This window comes from Pseudonocardia asaccharolytica DSM 44247 = NBRC 16224 (assembly GCF_000423625.1).
GTDB classification, from domain to species: domain Bacteria; phylum Actinomycetota; class Actinomycetes; order Mycobacteriales; family Pseudonocardiaceae; genus Pseudonocardia; species Pseudonocardia asaccharolytica.
Genome location: NZ_AUII01000020.1, coordinates 1 through 15,679 on the forward strand (window position 1 = coordinate 1; position 15,679 = coordinate 15,679).

At 71.2% G+C, this 15,679-nt stretch carries 15 protein-coding genes and 1 tRNA gene; 8 read left to right on the forward strand and 8 right to left on the reverse strand.

Annotated features, from left to right (window positions below; translation table 11 throughout):
• The coding region (locus tag G567_RS29645; protein WP_037057604.1) for an integrase core domain-containing protein at window positions 1–279 on the forward strand (279 nt) is incomplete at its 5' end.
• A 136-nt stretch (window positions 280–415) separates the two neighbouring features.
• Here G567_RS29645 and G567_RS0117770 read toward each other — a convergent pair.
• Both G567_RS0117770 and G567_RS0117775 read right to left on the reverse strand, forming a co-directional pair.
• A complete protein-coding gene (locus G567_RS0117770; protein WP_028931041.1) occupies window positions 416–1,726 on the reverse strand; it encodes an MFS transporter in 1,311 nt (436 codons plus the stop codon).
• Entirely contained in the window at window positions 1,723–3,120 is a 1,398-nt protein-coding gene (locus G567_RS0117775; RefSeq protein WP_037057605.1) for an MBL fold metallo-hydrolase, read from the reverse strand. The genes G567_RS0117770 and G567_RS0117775 overlap by 4 nt, the downstream gene beginning before the upstream one ends.
• Window positions 3,121–3,201: 81 nt before the next feature.
• Here G567_RS0117775 and G567_RS0117780 point away from each other — a divergent pair, with 81 nt between their 5' ends.
• Window positions 3,202–3,876: an ArsR/SmtB family transcription factor gene (locus tag G567_RS0117780; protein WP_028931043.1), complete on the forward strand. Its 675-nt coding sequence runs from the start codon at window positions 3,202–3,204 to the stop codon at window positions 3,874–3,876.
• Window positions 3,877–4,276: 400 nt separating this feature from the next.
• Here the strand turns inward: G567_RS0117780 and G567_RS0117785 are convergent, their stop codons facing one another.
• The 3 genes from G567_RS0117785 to G567_RS37250 all read right to left on the reverse strand — a co-directional run bounded on the left by G567_RS0117785 (window position 4,277) and on the right by G567_RS37250 (window position 6,523).
• A complete protein-coding gene (locus tag G567_RS0117785; RefSeq protein WP_028931044.1) occupies window positions 4,277–5,794 on the reverse strand; it encodes a catalase in 1,518 nt (505 codons plus the stop codon).
• 378 nt (window positions 5,795–6,172) lie between these two features.
• On the reverse strand, window positions 6,173–6,286 hold the full coding sequence (locus tag G567_RS37245; protein WP_211223961.1) for a winged helix-turn-helix domain-containing protein: 114 nt from the start codon (window positions 6,284–6,286) through the stop codon (window positions 6,173–6,175).
• Window positions 6,287–6,403: 117 nt separating this feature from the next.
• Window positions 6,404–6,523, reverse strand: coding sequence for a hypothetical protein (locus G567_RS37250; protein ID WP_425414264.1), 120 nt, complete (start codon window positions 6,521–6,523; stop codon window positions 6,404–6,406).
• A gap of 653 nt (window positions 6,524–7,176) precedes the next feature.
• Here G567_RS37250 and G567_RS0117795 point away from each other — a divergent pair.
• Window positions 7,177–7,854, forward strand: coding sequence for an SNF2 helicase-associated domain-containing protein (locus G567_RS0117795; protein ID WP_084796223.1), 678 nt, complete (start codon window positions 7,177–7,179; stop codon window positions 7,852–7,854).
• 102 nt (window positions 7,855–7,956) lie between these two features.
• Here G567_RS0117795 and G567_RS0117800 read toward each other — a convergent pair whose 3' ends face one another.
• Both G567_RS0117800 and G567_RS0117810 read right to left on the reverse strand, forming a co-directional pair.
• The gene (locus G567_RS0117800) at window positions 7,957–8,211 is read right to left on the reverse strand and encodes a hypothetical protein (RefSeq protein WP_028931046.1); all 255 of its coding nucleotides are present in this window, start codon (window positions 8,209–8,211) and stop codon (window positions 7,957–7,959) included.
• Between the two features lie 904 nt (window positions 8,212–9,115).
• Window positions 9,116–9,191: transfer RNA gene (locus G567_RS0117810), tRNA-Arg, on the reverse strand.
• 551 nt (window positions 9,192–9,742) lie between these two features.
• On the opposite strand from G567_RS0117810, the gene G567_RS29655 reads away from it, so the two are divergent.
• On the forward strand, window positions 9,743–10,159 hold the full coding sequence (locus G567_RS29655; protein WP_051233248.1) for an anthrone oxygenase family protein: 417 nt from the start codon (window positions 9,743–9,745) through the stop codon (window positions 10,157–10,159).
• A gap of 221 nt (window positions 10,160–10,380) precedes the next feature.
• On the opposite strand, the gene G567_RS0117820 is transcribed toward G567_RS29655, so the two are convergent.
• On the reverse strand, window positions 10,381–11,139 hold the full coding sequence (locus G567_RS0117820) for a class I SAM-dependent DNA methyltransferase (RefSeq protein WP_028931048.1): 759 nt from the start codon (window positions 11,137–11,139) through the stop codon (window positions 10,381–10,383).
• 373 nt (window positions 11,140–11,512) lie between these two features.
• On the opposite strand from G567_RS0117820, the gene G567_RS0117825 reads away from it, so the two are divergent.
• From G567_RS0117825 to G567_RS29660, 4 genes are all read left to right on the forward strand, one after another.
• Window positions 11,513–12,214, forward strand: a complete 702-nt coding sequence (locus G567_RS0117825; protein ID WP_028931049.1) for a response regulator transcription factor — start codon at window positions 11,513–11,515, stop codon at window positions 12,212–12,214.
• A 71-nt stretch (window positions 12,215–12,285) separates the two neighbouring features.
• The gene (locus G567_RS0117830; protein WP_307724147.1) at window positions 12,286–13,662 is read left to right on the forward strand and encodes a HAMP domain-containing sensor histidine kinase; all 1,377 of its coding nucleotides are present in this window, start codon (window positions 12,286–12,288) and stop codon (window positions 13,660–13,662) included.
• A 45-nt stretch (window positions 13,663–13,707) separates the two neighbouring features.
• Window positions 13,708–14,961, forward strand: a complete 1,254-nt coding sequence (locus G567_RS0117835; protein ID WP_147201097.1) for a S1C family serine protease — start codon at window positions 13,708–13,710, stop codon at window positions 14,959–14,961.
• Window positions 14,962–15,179: 218 nt separating this feature from the next.
• Window positions 15,180–15,674, forward strand: a complete 495-nt coding sequence (locus G567_RS29660) for a MogA/MoaB family molybdenum cofactor biosynthesis protein (RefSeq protein ID WP_373865899.1) — start codon at window positions 15,180–15,182, stop codon at window positions 15,672–15,674.
• Window positions 15,675–15,679 lie beyond the last annotated feature (5 nt).

Genomic DNA, 15,679 nt, shown 5'->3' on the forward strand with positions numbered 1-15,679 from the left:
GAGGACCAGGCCTGGATCGAGACCCTGTTCGGCCACGTCAAGGGCGAGTGGCCACACCTGGAGAAGATCAGAGACCCCGGCGAGCTCGAGCGCGAGCTCGACCGCCGCCGGGCCGAGTACAACTCCGTGCGGTTGCACGCCGGCGTCGGGTATGTCACGCCCGACGACGAACACGAAGGCCGCGGCGAAGGCATCCGCCAAGCCCGCCGCGACGGGCTCGCCGCGGCCCGCGAGGCACGGATCAACTACCGTCGAAACACGAGCAAGGACCACCGATGATCACTACCCGCTCGTGGTCGGGTATTCCATCGCCCGGCTGCTTCATTAACTCGGACACACCTCACCCTCAGACCGTAGAGGCTTGAACTTGGCGGAATTGTGGGGTAGATCGGGCCGTCGAGCGGGTCGGGATGGGTCATCGGGGGCGTCCGGGGTTCGCCGTGCGCCGGGTGTGGGTTTCATACATGCGTGTGGCCACGACGAGGCCGGAGGTGGCGCTGAGGGCGGCGGCGAGCCAGACCGCGGCACGCAGGCCCCACAGGTCGGCCACGATTCCGGCCATGAGTGCGCCGACGGCGTAGCCGGCGTCGCGCCAGACCCGGTAGACCCCGACGGCCCGGCCCCGCCATGCCGGATGGGCGACATCGCCGATCACGGCGAGCAGGGTCGGGTAGACCATGGCGGTGCCGGCGCCCAGCAGCATCGCCGCCGCCGCCCACAGCGCGAACGTGTCGGCGACCGCGATGATCGCGAGCGCGGTCGCCTGGGTGAGCATCCCGGCGGTGATGAGGTGCTTTCGGCCCCACCGATCGGACAACCCGCCGGTGAGCAGTTGCCCGATTCCCCACACGGCGGGGTAGAGGGCGAACAGGACACCGATCTGGTCCACGGCCAGGCCGGAGGTGGCGAACAGGAGGGGGAACAGTCCCCAGGACAGGCCGAAGTTGAGGTTGTTGACCAGCCCGGCCTGGCTCGCCGAGGACAGGGCGGGTTCCCGGAAGCTGGTGTGGGTGAGGATCTGCCGGGTGCTGAGGTCGGCGTGCAGGTGGTCGTGGCGCCCGTCGGCACGCCCGACGTGCTTGGCCGCTTCCAGGCGGGCGTGGTCGCGGGTCTCGCGCACGAGCAGGCCGGACAGGCCCAACCCGAGCGCGGCATAGGACAGGCCGAGCAGGAACGGGGCGGGCCGCAGCCCGTAGTGCGCCGCGAGGTAGCCGGCGAGCAGTGAGGTGAGCGCGACCGCGCCGTACCCGGCCGCCTCGTTGAGCCCCATGGCCAGACCGCGCTGCTTCGGCCCGACGAGGTCGATCTTCATGATGACGGTGGTGGACCAGGTCAGGCCCTGGTTGAGCCCGAGCAGCACGTTCGCCGCCACCACCCAGCCCCAGCTGGGCGCCCAGATCAGCAGCAGCGGCACCGGCACCGCGATCAGCCACCCGACGACCAGTACCGGCTTGCGCCCGAACCGATCCGACCAGGTGCCGGCGAAGTAGTTCGCGGCGGCCTTGGTGGCCCCGAAGGCGACCACGTAGGTGAACAGGAACGTGTATCCGGTCAGGCCGAACTCGCGCTCGGCCAGCAGCGGCAACACCGTCTGTTCCTGCCCGACCATGCCGCCGACCAGGGCGTTGACCGCGACGAGCAGGCTGAACTGGGCGAGGTTCGCACCCAGTCCCAGGGTGATCGGACGACCACCGGTGGACGGGCTCTCGCCGGCAGGGGAACTCATGAACCCACCTGCAGCTTCTCGCCGGTGGCCTGGGCCCAGTCGTCGGGACCGCCGGCCAGGACGGTGAGGTCGCGGTGCCCGGCCCGCTCGAGCAGGCTGGCTGCGCTCATCGCCCGCTCGCCGTGCCCGCACATCAGCACTGTCGGCTCATCCGGAAGGTCGCGGGCGGCCTGTGCCAGCGCGCCGAGTTCGATGTGCACGGCGCCAGGCAGGTGCCCCGTGGTGAACTCGGGGTCCTGACGGATGTCGAGCACGCGGCGGCGCTCGTCGATCTCACCGGGGCCGACCAGGCGGGTGCTGGCGGTGGGCTGCCCGGCGGCGGCCCAGGCGTCGATGCCGCCCGCCAGTTCGCCGACGAGGCGCTCGACGCCGATGTTCATCGCCTGCCAGGCCAGCTCGGCGAGGTCCTGGTCGGGGTTACCTACCACGACGATGGGGGCATCGGGCGGGACCAGCCAGCCGAGCCAGGTGGCGAACTGGGCGCGCAACGGGATCGACAGCGACCCCGGGATGTGGGTGCGGGCGTAGTCGGGCACCGGTCGGACGTCCACCAGGACCGCGCCGGCCTCGTGCAGTTCCCGCACCGCGGACACCCGCAGCTGCGCGAGCAGCCCGGTCGTGGCGGGGTCGAGCACCGCGGGCCCGCGCCGGTTCACCTCCGCCAGGCGCAGGAAGTAGGGCGGGTAGCTACCCAGCGAACCCAGCAGCCGCTCGACGAACCGGGTCTCGTCCTCGATGCCCAGCAGCGGGTTCGTGGTCAGCTCCTGGCCGATGGTCGAGGTGCGCGCCGCCCCGGGCGGCGCGGAACAGAACGAACCCGCCCCGTGGGTGGGCCACACCGCCGTCTCCGTGGGCAGCGCGGACAGCCGCCGCAGCGACGCGAACTGAGCGCGGGCCAGCTCCTCGGCGCGGTCAGCACCCAGGAGATCGGTCCGCGCCGCCGAGCCCACGATGAGCGACCCGCCGGTGAACACGCCGACCGAGCGGTCCCCGTCGCGCAGGAGGAACGACAGATGCTCATCGGTATGCCCGGGCGTGGCCAGCGCCGTCAACCTCAGCCCGCCGAGGTCAACCTCATCACCCTCGGCCAGGCCACGATGTTCGAACCGGCGGCGACCGGTAGCCGAGGCCAGCACCACCGCGCCGTCGTCGTGGGCCAACTGCGCCGCGCCGGAGAGGAAGTCAGCGTGCAGATGAGTGTCCGCGGCGAACCGAATCCGCAGACCGGCCTCCTCCGTCGCCGCGCGCACCGCGCGCAGGTCCCGCGGCGGGTCGACCAGCAGCGCCGACCCGTCACCGAGGTCGACCAGGTAGCAGGAGTTGCCCAGGCCCTCGTCCACGACCGCCGTCACCTCGACACCACCGCCCGCGCGGGCCGCCGCTGTCTCGCTCATGCCGTCCCTCCCACGCATACCTGGACTGGCGTCGTCACCAATCAGCTCCTACACTATTCCATGAAAGGTTGGAGGATGGCGATGGGTGATGCGCTACTGAAGGCCGAACTGTTCGAGCAACTGGCGCGGGTGGGCAAGGCGTTGGGCAGCGGCAAGCGGTTGGAGCTGCTAGACCTGCTCAGCCAGGGCCCGCGCAGCGTCGCCGACCTCGCTGCTACCGCTGGCCTCGGACTGACCACCGCATCCATGCACCTCAAGACGCTCCGCGAGGCTGGTCTGGTCGCCACCACACGGAAGGGCACCACGATCCGTTATCGGCTCGCCGGCGAGGACGTCGCCGCGCTGTTCGCGCAGCTGCGGGCCGTGGCCGCAGCGCATCTGGCCGACGTCGACGTCGCACGGACTCGCTACCTGAGAACGCAGGACGGCGAGGACACCGAGCAGATCGGGCGTGACGAGCTACTGCGTCGAGCCCAGGCCGGCGAGGCCGTCGTGCTGGACGTGCGGCCGGTCCCGGAGTTCGCGGCTGGGCACATCCCGGGGGCGGTCTCCATCCCCCTCGACGAGCTCCCCGACCGCCTGTCTGAGCTTCCGGCCGACGTCGAGATCGTGGCCTACTGTCGCGGCGCCTACTGCGTGCTCGCCCACGACGCGGTCCGGCTGCTCACCGCCCACGGCCGGCGCGCCGTGCGCCTGGCCGAGGGCATGCTCGAGTGGCGCCTGGCCAACCAGCCCGTCACCGCCACCGCGTCCTGACACCGCCGCGGCCGGGCAGACCCGCGAGAGGCTTACAGGGACAGAGAGCAAACGAAGGTCTGGCGGCAGATCTGGAGCAACGATCCCAGCGAGCGTACCGGGCGGGCGCCGCACTGTTGTGGGCCGCGGCGTAGCGCCCGGTGGCATCGATGGCCGCGTCGACCATCCGCCGTGTCCACCTGCAGGGGCGGCACGCGCACGGAGTCCGGGTGTGCACCGCGGCCGGTGCCGTGCGCGGTGTCGGCGACGAGCAGCACCGCCGGTTCACGTCCCTGCCGGCGGAGCAGGCTGCCGACGTGGTCGGCGCCAGAACGGCGGGCCGGAGACGTCGGTCATGGCCTGGGCAGCTCCGACCGCCCCGTTCCGCGCAGCCCCTCCGCTCGTCGCGGCGGGGCGATCGTCAGGTCCTGGCCTGGGTATCGGGACTGGCCGGGTTGCCCGGTTCGGCCGCCTCCGGAGCGGTCCCGGACCGCTGGCTGCGCACCCCCTGCTCGATCCGGTCGCCGAGGTCCTTGTCCACGTTGCGCCAGTACTCGAAGGCGCGGACCAGCACCGGCTCGCTGACTCCCTTGAGCAGGTGGCCGACGATGTTGCTCACCAGGCGGTCGCGGGCGGCGTCATCGAGCACGTGGCGGACCATCGTGCCGGCCTGTCCCCAGTCGTCGTCGTCTCGGCGCAGCGTGTACGCCGAGCGGACCATCTCGCCGTCGGCGTACCACAGCGGCTCGGCGACCCGGCTCGGATCGGCCTGCGGGCCGCCCTGGGAGTTCGGTGCATACACCGGGTCGGCGGCGTTGCGCACCCGCATCTCGCCGTCCTTGGAGTAGGCGTGCACCTCGACCGTGGGCGAGTTGACCGGGATCTGTTTGTAGTTCACTCCGAGCCGGGCGCGGTGCGCGTCGGCGTAGGAGAACCCGCGGGCCAGCAGCATCTTGTCCGGGGACAACCCGGTGCCGGGGACCAGGTTGTTCGGCTCGAACGCGGCCTGCTCCATCTCGGTGTGGTAGTCGGCGACGTTGCGGTTCAACGTCATCTTCCCCACCTCGTGCAGCGGGTAGTCGCCGTGCGGCCATACCTTGGTCAGGTCGAACGGGTTGAACCGATAGGTCTTCGCCTCCTCGAACGGCATGATCTGCACCTTCAGCGTCCAGCTCGGGTGCTCCCCACGCTCGATCGCCGAGTACAGGTCGCGCTGGTGGGCATCGCCGTCGATGCCAGCCATCTCGTCACCCTCGGCCTGGGTCAGGAACTCGATCCCCTGGTCGGTGAGGAAGTGGTATTTCACCCAGAAGATCTCCCCGGCGGCGTTGATCCAGCTGTAGGTGTGGCTGGAGTAGCCGTTCATGTGCCGCCAGTCCTTCGGGATGCCCCGGTCCCCCATCAGCCAGGTGACCTGGTGCGCCGACTCCGGCGAGAGCGTCCAGAAGTCCCACTGCATGTCGTGGTCGCGCAGGTTGTTGCTCAGCCGGCGCTTCTGGCTGCGGATGAAGTGCTGGAACTTCATCGGGTCCCGCATGAAGAAGATCGGCGTGTTGTTGCAGACCAGATCGAAGTTGCCCTCGGAGGTGTAGAACTTCAGCGCGAACCCGCGCGGGTCACGCCACGTGTCCGGGCTGCCCCGCTCGCCGGCGACGGTGGAGAACCGGGCCAGCATGTCCGTCCTCGTTCCGGGCCGGAACGCCGCGGCCCTGGTGTACGCGGTGACGTCCTGGGTCACCTCGAAGACGCCGAACGCGCCGCCGCCCTTGGCGTGCGGCTGGCGCTCCGGGATGCGCTCCCGGTTGAAATTGGCCATCTGCTCGATCAGGTAGTGGTCGTTCAGCACGATCGGGCCGTCGGGCCCGACGGTCAGCGATAGCTCGTCACTGGCAACCGGGATCCCTGCGTCCGTTGTCGTCGGCCGTGAGTGGGTGGTCATACCGTGCCTCCTGAGCGGGACAAGGAACGGGCTCGACCCGCTCCACTCTCGCCCTCGGCGGGGATGGCGTCCAGACCCTGGCGACGATCCGCAGCCCGCTTCCATTGCTGAAGCCGAACTCTTGATGGCGCTGGCTTGGTCACGGCATTTCGATGATCAGTCCGGTCTCGGCGAGGCAGCCGTCGAGCAGGTGCGGCCGGTGCCCGGGTTGGAAACACCGCACACCGGCCACCCGAGACCCGGCCCCGGCCGCCGCCACGCACGGGGATCACGGGTGTCTGGCCGCGCACCGCCCAGGTACGTCCCTTCGGCGGCCTGAGCTCCTGCCCCGCCTCGTCCTCGAAGCAGATGTAGGCGCCCCGGTCCGCCGCGGTGCTTTTATCCGCGGTCACACCTGCTCCTTCCACACCCGAGCGCCGCCTCGTCGCGCGCGACCGCCCGGTGGGCGAGCACCTGCGCGGACCAGCCATGGCGGCGCAGCAGTTTCCACACGCCCTACACGGTGTAGCCGATGTGGAACATTCGGTCGATCAACGTCTTGATCCGCACCAGGGTCCAGCCCTGGCCCTCCTCCCAGCCGTGCGCCGACGGCCCCGCCCAGCTCCCGTTTCAGGCGTTCCCACTGCGCGGGCGAGAGCCGCTCCACCGACACCGGCCCCTGGACCGCAACGCGTCCAGGCCGCCGTCGCGCCAGGCCCGCCGCCACTTCTCCACCTGCCGCCGGCCCATCCGCAGGCCAGCGGCGATCTCGGCGGTCGTCTGGCCCGCTCGGACCGCGCGCCGGCCTCCAACCGCACCCGCTCCCTGGCCTGCTGCTCCTTCGGTGTCAGCCCGCCGCCCTGCGCGTACCTCATCCACCGGGCATACCGCAGGGATCACGAAACGTCACGCCCACCGCCATCACGAGTTCAACTTCGGTAGTCGGGACCGTCGCCGCCTCCTCCAGCCCGAGCGCGCGGCGGCCACCTTTGCCGCACGCAGCAGCGCATCGTCGATGTACACCGTGGTCTTCTTCCGGGCCATAGCTGCCATCTTGACAAAGAACGGCAATATGGTGCCGTGTCGCGTTGGCCTCGCCGAGATGCTGGCCCAGCCGGACGTCCGGCCAGGGCGGAGAGCGAACTCGATGATCGTGGACCTGGCTGCCAAGGGAGCAATCGACCGGACGCCGACGGGGAACCGGGCGGGCCATCGGCCTCACGCTCACCGAGCACGGCCACACCCTGCTCGCCAAGGCCGAGCCGTAGGCCCTCGGCGTCGAGAAGGAGATCCTCGGGTCGCTCGACCCGGCGGAGGTCGCCGGAATGCAGGTCACCCTGCGCAAGATCCTCGATTCGGCGTGATGCCGGTTCCCTCGTTGCTGCAGGCGACATTTGTCCCCGATGACGCCGACTTCGCGCGGGCGTCTCCTGCGGTGGGGCGTCGATCCCTCGGCCCGGTGGCCGGCCCAGACGTTCGTGCGCCGGCTGGTGGAGGCCGCCAGGGTCTACGCGCCGATCCGGGCTGCGCTCCGCGAGCAGCGAACGACCTCGGTGCGGCTCACCGCCACCGAGGCGGCCGATTTCCTTGCCGCCGGCGCCGCCGCACTGGCGGAAGCGGGGGTCGAGGTCCGGCTCGCGGACGAACTCGTGGCACACCGCCTACGGGCGTCCGACGGCGCCGCATTCCGGTGCGAGGCCATGGCGGGCGAGCACAGCCTCACCCGGGAGGATGCGGAGCGGCTCGCCGCGGTGGGAAGGCCTCTCATGCGCTGGAACGGGGCGTGGATCCTGATCGATCCGGCCATCGCGCCGGGCATCGCCGCGATGGCCGAGAAAGAGGTGTCCCTGCCCGAGGCCCAGGTGTTTGCCGGTGCGTTGTCCGGTGAGCGGGAGACCCGGGAGCTGGGCGCGGTCGAGGTGATCGCGGAGGGTTGGACGGCCGCGGTCGCCGGCGAGCTGCGCCATGTGGGCCGCGACCGCGAACCTCAGCTGTGTGGGAGCGGAGGAAGGCGGCCTCGGCCGCGGCGCTGGCCCGGGTGGACAGGAAGTAGCAGACCTCGGTCACGACGAACGGTGTGATGAGCGCGGGTTCGCGCAGGCTGCCGAGCGCGGCTCGGCAGGTGGCGTGGTGGGTGTCGCGGGTGGAGGCGGCGGCGACGATCGGGCCGGTGTCGACCAGGATCACTGGTCGCCGAGCTCGGCTCTCATGACGGAGCGAGCGTTGGTGGCGAGGTTCTCGTCGGTGACGATCGACCCGACCCATGTCGGCGGCCAGGGTTCGTGCCGGGTGGGCTCGGTGTCGGTGGACCGGCCGCCGTCGATGACCTCGAAGCGGACGCGGTCACCCGCGTGCAGGGGGACGCCGAGTCGTTCGGCGACCTCGGCCAGCTCGGGCGCGACGACGAACTCGCGGGCACCCTCGGCGGGCACGCTCATTCGCAGGTCACCTCCCACGGCAGATCCTCCACCGTGAGAGTACCGGGCAAAGCGAGAGTGCCGGAGCCGTCGGTGGCCCGGGCTCGATCGTGAACGGCTCCGCCTCCGGCCCACAGGCCACAGATACCCGCCGGGTCCGGCGACGCACGGCCGTACTCATAGGAGCGAACGACCGTTCCCCGTCGTGGGCTCCGTTGCGATCGGGCAGGCGTCGGAAGTGCCAGGCTTGCACCGTATCGCCGGCGCACGATTGGTGCCTCGTCGATTCCCATGGTCCCGTGTCGGAGGCGTCTGGTAGCGCTGACTGCCATGATCCGTGAGTGGATGACGAGGTCCGCAGCGCAGCGACCGGCGATGCTCAGGCGTGGGGTCGTCATGGGTCGACGTTGACGACGTCGGAAGGTGCCGTGTTGCGGCGTGACGAGGTGCTCCGGATCCTTGCCGGGCATCCGGGCGGTCTGACCGACGCGCAAGTCGTCGGGGAGCCTCGGCGCGCTCATCCCGAAGGTCGTGCATCAGACGGTGAATGCGCTCTGCCGTGCCTCGCTGCGGACTGCTGGTCGTCCGAGACGCGGCGGGCGGGCGATCGTGAACCGGCTGGCCGGCGCCGTCGGTCCGGTCGAGGCGGCGGACGCCCCGGTGGCGACTTCGGTCCGGGCGTGGCTGTGGGAGAGCGCGGTCCAGCGTGCGGTCGTCGATGGCCTGATCTCGCGGGGCGCCCGCATCGAGTCGCAGGCCGACACCGCCCGTCGCGAGCGTGGGACGGACGTCGTCGCCGTGCTGGACGGGCGGCGCGTGCACGTGGAGGTCAAGGGCTGGCCGGGGCGGGAGTACGCGGATCCGCGTCAGCGGGGAAGACGAAGCGGGCCGCGCCGACGCTACAGGCCGCACCACAGGTCAGCGGTGGTGCCCCCGGCAGGATTCGAACCTGCGACACACGGTTTAGGAAACCGTTGCTCTATCCCCTGAGCTACGAGGGCGTGCCTGAGCGATCCTAGCTGCGTGGCAGGGGGTCCCCGCCTCGGCCTCCATGCCCTGGCGAGCCGCGGGCACGGAGGCCGTTTCACGATGGTTCCGCGTTGCCCGTGGTTCGCGGTCCCGCCGCCGCCCCGCACTTCCGCTGATCTCCGAGCGGTGCCGGGTCCGGGCGGAACCCGGGTCGTTCGTCGACCAGCGTGCTCGACAGCAGTAGTGTCATGCGGGCCATGGGTAGAGGGCGAGCGAAGGCGAAGGCACAGCGTGGAGACGGCCCAGATGACGGGCGCGCTGGTGTCCGTGAGCCGCGGGTTCCGCTGCCGTCTGATCTGAGCGGTGGCGGACACAGGTCGCTACCCGACGACGATGCCTCGAATCCCGATGATGGTGAGGCGTCGGCGTGAGGGCGCGACCGCCGTGCCCGCCGGCCGCGCGCCGCCGGAGGCGGCGCCTTGACTCGAGGCAGTGGCGGATCTGCAATGCTTCGTCCGTGAGAACCGCAGGTGGAGATGGCTGCGACCGCGGCACCGACGGCGTTGCCCTCAGGTCGGCGCGCTTGGCCCATGCCCACTGGTTCTTCGGGAACCTCTACGAGGAGATCGTGCGGATGCCGGATCGGCTGGCGGACGACCGGGAGGCCGGGCGGCGCGAGGGACTGCTGACCGGCGGCAGCCCGGTTCACTACTACCTTCCGGCCGCGCCGCTTCTGCTCGCGTCGACAGGTGCCGCCGTCGCCGGCAGGTGGCACAGGAGCGAGGCTCGTCGCGCGCTCCTTGCCGGCGCTGTCTGCTCGGCGGCCGGCGTCGTCATGACCGGCTACCTCATACCAACCGTGAACCACCGCCTCCTCGTCGGTCCGAAGCTGCCGGAACAGGAGCGACAGCAACTCGTCAAGCGGTGGCATCGGATCAATCGTGCTCGGCTCATGCTTGCCGCCGGTGCGTCCGTGGCGTTCCGGCTAGCGGCGCGCTGACGATCTTCCGACGGTTCGCGACGCTCTATTCCCTGAGCTACGAGAGCGTGCCTGGTCGCAGGCCTGCTCTACACGCTGGTGTCGCCGCAGGTGGCGTTCGGCTACCTGGCTGCCTGGATGGGTGTGGCGCTGGCAGCGCTGGTGTGGGCGGCGCCGGCCGCGACCCGCGCCCGGCCGGGCGCGGGTCGGGACAGGCCATGGGGGAGCGGACGCCGAGGCGCCTAGCGCGGAAGGTCGGACTTCTTCGTGCCGATGATCGCCTTGTAGTGCAGCGGCTCACCGGTGGTCGCGATGCGGTGCTGGTAGGTCTCCGACGCGTGCACCTCGAGGCGGCCATCGCTGATCGCGGACTTGATCAGGCCGCTGAAGCCGGACGGGTCCCGGTCGGAAAGGAAGCTGTCCTTGATCGTGAACGCGATCCAGCCGCCGTCCTCGACGAGGTTGAACGACTCACGGAACGCGTCCGGCGGGGCATCACCGAAGCCGAGCGCGGCGACCGAGGTCATTCCGGTGAACCGGTGCCGGGCAAGCGCGGCGTGCTCGGATTCGGTCAGCGCGGCCATGTCGACCACGTGGTAGTCCTGGTAGACGTCCGGGCGGTCACGCAGCGCCGCGTCGCGCGCCTCGGAGAGGATGTCCACGCCGACAACGCTGGACACACCCGCCTTGACTAGCTCCTCGGCCATGATGCCGTTGCCGCCACCGAAGTCCAGCACCCGCAACTGGCTGATGTCGGCGCCGGCGCGGTTCATCGCGCCGACGAGCAGCTCGCGGACGGTGGACGGCGAGGAGCACTGCAGTATCTCGTAGAACACCCGCTCGTAGAGGCCGGTGACCGTGTAGAGCTCGGCGTAGTCGTGGAAGCGGATCTCCCGCCAGCCGTCTTTCCCATCGACCAGACACCACTCCAGGTCTTGTTCATACCGCATCGAGTTCTCAGGGAGCGCGATGCGAATCCGATCGGTCGCAGCAGCGGTCACGAGAGGTCCTCCTCGGCGTTCAACTGCGCACCGGACCATCTGGTGCACAGGCGTTGGCGGTGGCACCGGCGACAGCCCAACCACCTTGAATCGGGCCGAATCTTGCGATCGCGACGCCACCCTTGGCGGACCAATGATCCCATGACCCACACCTCGTGGGCCGGTTCGGCGGGCTCGCCCGGCCCCGCGCAGGCGGTTTCGACCTGCCCCGGAATCCGGGCCCAATACCCAATTGACCAGCCAATATCCTCGGCCGACCGGGGGAAGGATCGGGTGGATCAGCGTTGCGGCATATTCCCCCGTCTGGAGCAACGTCGCGCGCGCGTATCAGGCCTCTCAGCCGACTCTCATACCCCCGGGCCAGACTGGCCGCATGCGAATCCTCGTCGTCGACGACGATCGGGCGGTGCGCGAGTCGCTTCGCCGCTCGCTCGCCTTCAACGGCTACCAGGTGGACCTGGCCAGTGACGGGCGGGCCGCGCTGGAGGCGGTCGCGACGTCGCGTCCCGACGCGATGGTGCTGGACGTGATGATGCCGCGGCTGGACGGCCTGGAGGTGTGTCGACGGCTGCGAGGCAGCGGCGACGAGCTGCCGATCCTCGTGCTCACCGCCCGCGATGCGGTGTCCGACCGGGTCGCGGGCCTCGACGCGGGCGCCGACGACTACCTGCCCAAACCGTTCGCCCTGGAGGAGCTGCTGGCCCGGCTGCGGGCGTTGCTGCGCAGGCGGACCCCCGAGGCCGGCTCGTCGACCGCGACGGGAGCCGGCAAGCCGCTGGTGTTCGCCGACCTCTCGCTGGACCCGGAGACCCGCGAGGTGCGCCGCGGGGATCGCGAGATCAGGCTGACCCGGACCGAGTTCTCGCTGCTGGAACTGCTGCTCGCGCATCCGCGCCGGGTGCTGACCCGGGCCCAGATCCTCGAACAGGTGTGGGGGTACGACTTCCCGACCACGGGCAACGCGCTCGAGGTCTACATCGGCTACCTGCGGCGCAAGACCGAGGCGGAGGGTGAGCCGCGACTGATCCACACCGTGCGCGGCGTCGGATACGTGCTGCGGGAATCCCCGCCGTGATCCGTCCAGGGGTCGCCCACCTGCCCGCTGCGAGGTCGCGGGGGGCTCCCGGGAGGCACGGTCACGACCAGGTGCTCGACCGCGTCTCGCTGCGCACCCGAATCGGGATCCTGGCCGCGCTGGTGGCGGCTGGCGCGGTCGTGCTCGTCTCGCTCGCGGCGTTCTTCACCGTGCGCACCAGCATTCTGGCCACCCTCGACGACAACCTGCTGCAGCGCGCCTACGCGGCGGCGCAGAGCCGGCTGGCCGATCCGGCGCAGCTGGCGACCATCCCGCCGGACGTGCTCGGGGCCGGGGACATCCGGATCGCGTTGCTGCAGGCCAACGCGGTGGCCCGGTCGGCGGAGGGCGCCGCGTCCGCACCCCCGCTCGGCGATGACGAGCTCGCCGTTGCCCGCGGCCTCGAGCCCTACTCGACGCGCACCGCGAGCTCCCCGGACGGCCCGTACCGCGTGGTCGCCGTGCAGGCCGGGTCCGGACGCGCGCTCGTCATCGGCCAGCGCCTCGAACCCACCCAGAAGGTGCTGACCACCCTCGGGACGGCGCTGCCGATCGTCGGCGGGATCGGGGTGCTGCTGGCGGCGCTGGCCGGGCTCGCGGTCGCACGCGCCGGGCTACGGCCGGTGCAGCGGCTCACGGCGGCCACCGAGCGGGTCGCGGCGACCGGTGACCTGCGTCCGATCCCGGTCAGCGGCTCCGACGAGCTGGCGCGGCTCACCCACAGCTTCAACGAGATGCTCGGCGCGCTGGCCACGTCGCAGGAACAGCAGCGACGCCTCGTCGCCGACGCCGGACACGAGTTGCGCACCCCGCTGACCTCGCTGCGGACCAACCTGGAGTTGCTCGCCGCCGCCGACCGGCCGGGTGCCCCGACGCTCCCCGAGTCCGATCGGGCCGAGATCCTCGACGACGTGCGGGCCCAGATCGCGGAGCTGTCCCAGCTCGTCGGAGACCTGGTCGAGCTGGCCCGCGACGACCCGCCGGTGGTGCTGCATGAACCGGTGGAGCTCACCGACGTCGTCGAGCGTGCGGCGGAGCGGGCGCGGCGCCGCACCGGAGACGTCGAGTTCGACGTGCGGCTCATCCCGTGGACGCTGATCGGCGATGCCACGGCGCTGGAACGGGCGGTGCTCAACCTGCTGGACAACGCCGCGAAGTGGAGCCCACCGGGGGGCACGGCGCGGGTGCAGATGATCCAGGTCGACGACTGGACGGTGGTGATCGAGGTGGCCGATACGGGGCCGGGTATCGCGGAGCAGGACCTGCCCCGGGTGTTCGACCGCTTCTACCGGGCGGACGGCGCTCGGACCATGCCCGGATCGGGGTTGGGGCTCGCGATCGTCAAGCAGGTCGCGGGGCGGCACGGCGGCGCGGTGTGGGCCGGCCGGGCGCCCGAGGGCGGCGCGCTGCTGGTTCTGCGGCTGCCCGGCAGGCGGCCCGTCGGCTGATCACGGGTGCCTGCATCCGTCGGCGCCGGACTCTTACGCTCGTAGGTGCAGCGATCCCTCGGACTCGGTGAGGTCATGGCGAACAACGATCCCGGCGACCCCGGTCAGCGCATGCCCGAGGGAACCGGTGGCGGGCCGACGAGCCCGTATCCCTTCCCGGGCCACCCGACGGGAGCGGGTCCGTACGGCGGCTACGCCTCACCGCAGATGCCCACGATCCCCGCCGGTCCGCCGCAACGGCGCCGCGGCACCGGCACCCTCGTCGCGCTCACCCTGCTCGCGGCGGTGCTCGGGGGTGGAGTCGGCGGCGGGGTCGGCTACTCGCTGGCCGACCGCGGCGGTAGCGGCGGATCCACCGGCGTGCTCAGCCGGCCGCTCCCCCCGGTCGACGAGGCCGCGACGCCGGTCGGCTCGGTCGAGGTCGTGGCGCAGAAGGTGCTGCCCAGCGTCGTGCAGCTGCGGGTCGCGGGCCAGCGGACGGCGGGGGAGGGCTCGGGCATGCTGCTCAGCTCGGACGGGCTGATCCTCACCAACAACCACGTCGTCGAGTCAGCGGCGAACGGCGGGAGCGTTGTCGCGGTCTTCCAGGACGGGATCACGGCCCAGGCCCGTATCGTCGGCCGAGACCCTTCCTCCGACCTGGCCGTGCTCCGCGCCCGGAATGTCTCGGAGCTCGTCCCGGTCGAGCTCGGCAACTCCGACAGCCTGCGGGTCGGCCAGCAGGTGGTGGCGTTCGGGTCCCCGCTGGGGCTGGGTGGCACGGTGACCACCGGCATCGTCAGTGCGCTCGACCGAGCGGTGAGCGTGGGCGGCGAGTCCGGCGCCAGCGAGGCGACCGTGCTGAACGCCGTGCAGACCGACGCCGCGATCAACCCGGGCAACTCGGGCGGCCCACTCGTCGACATGCAGGGCCGGGTCGTCGGCATCAACTCCGCGATCGCGACGACCGGCACCCGGGGCGGTTCGATCGGCGTCGGCTTCGCCATCCCGGTCACCCAGGCCAAGCGGATCGCCGAGGAGCTGGAACGAACCGGCAAGGCCAGCCGGGCCGTGCTGGGCGTCGGGGTGACCGACGATCCATCGGCCACCGGTGCCCGAATCCAGAGCGTGACACCCGGCGGGCCCGCGGAGACGGCGGGTATCAAGCAGGGAGATATCGTCGTCCGGCTCGGTGACCAGCGGGTGACCAGCGGCGTCGACCTCCAGGCCGCGGTCCGGTCGCAGGTCCCCGGCGAGGTCGTCAAGGTGGAGCTCAGCGACCGGACCGTCAAGGTCACGCTCGGGACGGCGACCGGCTAACGGCCCAGGGCATTCATCCACCGTCCATGGCGGCCGGTCGGCGATGTTTCGTTGACGCGATTCCTGGGTACATGCTGGTCTCTACGGTCTCGGCCCGCGGTGCCCCGCGACCGGGATGGAGGTCGCGCCGGCGCTTGCCCCCTCCCCGCGTCGGCGCGACCGCTCCCAAGGCAGTGCGCCGCCGACGAGCGTGGTCCCGCTACGGTGAGCGCATGGAGATGGCGCCACCCCAGATCGGCCGGGCCCTCGTGGTGATCGTGGACGATCGGGTGAGCCACGGTGAACGTGCAGATACAACGGGCCCGCTGGTCCGGGAGCTCCTCGAGGAGGCCCGCTTCGTCGTCGACGCGGTGGTCGTGGTCCCCGGCGAGTCCGTGGCGATCCGCAATGCGCTGAACACCGCCGTGATCGGCGGGGTCGATCTGGTCGTCACCGTCGGAGGTACCGGGGTGTCACCGCGCGACGTCACCGCCGACGCCACCGCGGGTGTTCTCGACCGCCCGATCCCCGGCATCGCCGAAGCCATCAGGGCATCCGGGCTCGCCGCGGGCGCGGTGGACGCCGGGCTGTCCCGCGGGCTCGTCGGGGTTTCCGGCAGCACGCTGGTGGTCAACCTCGCGTCGTCGCGTGCTGCCGTGCGCGACGGGATGGCGACGGTGACGCCCCTCGTCTCGCACGTCATCGCCGAGCTGTCCGGGCTGGGCTCGGCCTGAGCCCA

What these genes read in the sequence shown, in the direction of transcription:
- G567_RS37250 (WP_425414264.1), bottom strand. Translation starts at nt 6,523, where the DNA reads ATGGGCCGGCGGCAGGTGGAGAAGTGGCGGCGGGCCTGGCGCGACGGC.
- G567_RS0117825 (WP_028931049.1), top strand. Translation starts at nt 11,513, where the DNA reads ATGCGAATCCTCGTCGTCGACGACGATCGGGCGGTGCGCGAGTCGCTT.
- G567_RS0117795 (WP_084796223.1), top strand. Translation starts at nt 7,177, where the DNA reads ATGACGCCGACTTCGCGCGGGCGTCTCCTGCGGTGGGGCGTCGATCCC.
- G567_RS0117775 (WP_037057605.1), bottom strand. Translation starts at nt 3,120, where the DNA reads ATGAGCGAGACAGCGGCGGCCCGCGCGGGCGGTGGTGTCGAGGTGACG.
- G567_RS0117800 (WP_028931046.1), bottom strand. Translation starts at nt 8,211, where the DNA reads ATGAGCGTGCCCGCCGAGGGTGCCCGCGAGTTCGTCGTCGCGCCCGAG.
- G567_RS0117770 (WP_028931041.1), bottom strand. Translation starts at nt 1,726, where the DNA reads ATGAGTTCCCCTGCCGGCGAGAGCCCGTCCACCGGTGGTCGTCCGATC.
- G567_RS29660 (WP_373865899.1), top strand. Translation starts at nt 15,180, where the DNA reads ATGGCGCCACCCCAGATCGGCCGGGCCCTCGTGGTGATCGTGGACGAT.
- G567_RS0117780 (WP_028931043.1), top strand. Translation starts at nt 3,202, where the DNA reads ATGGGTGATGCGCTACTGAAGGCCGAACTGTTCGAGCAACTGGCGCGG.
- G567_RS0117785 (WP_028931044.1), bottom strand. Translation starts at nt 5,794, where the DNA reads ATGACCACCCACTCACGGCCGACGACAACGGACGCAGGGATCCCGGTT.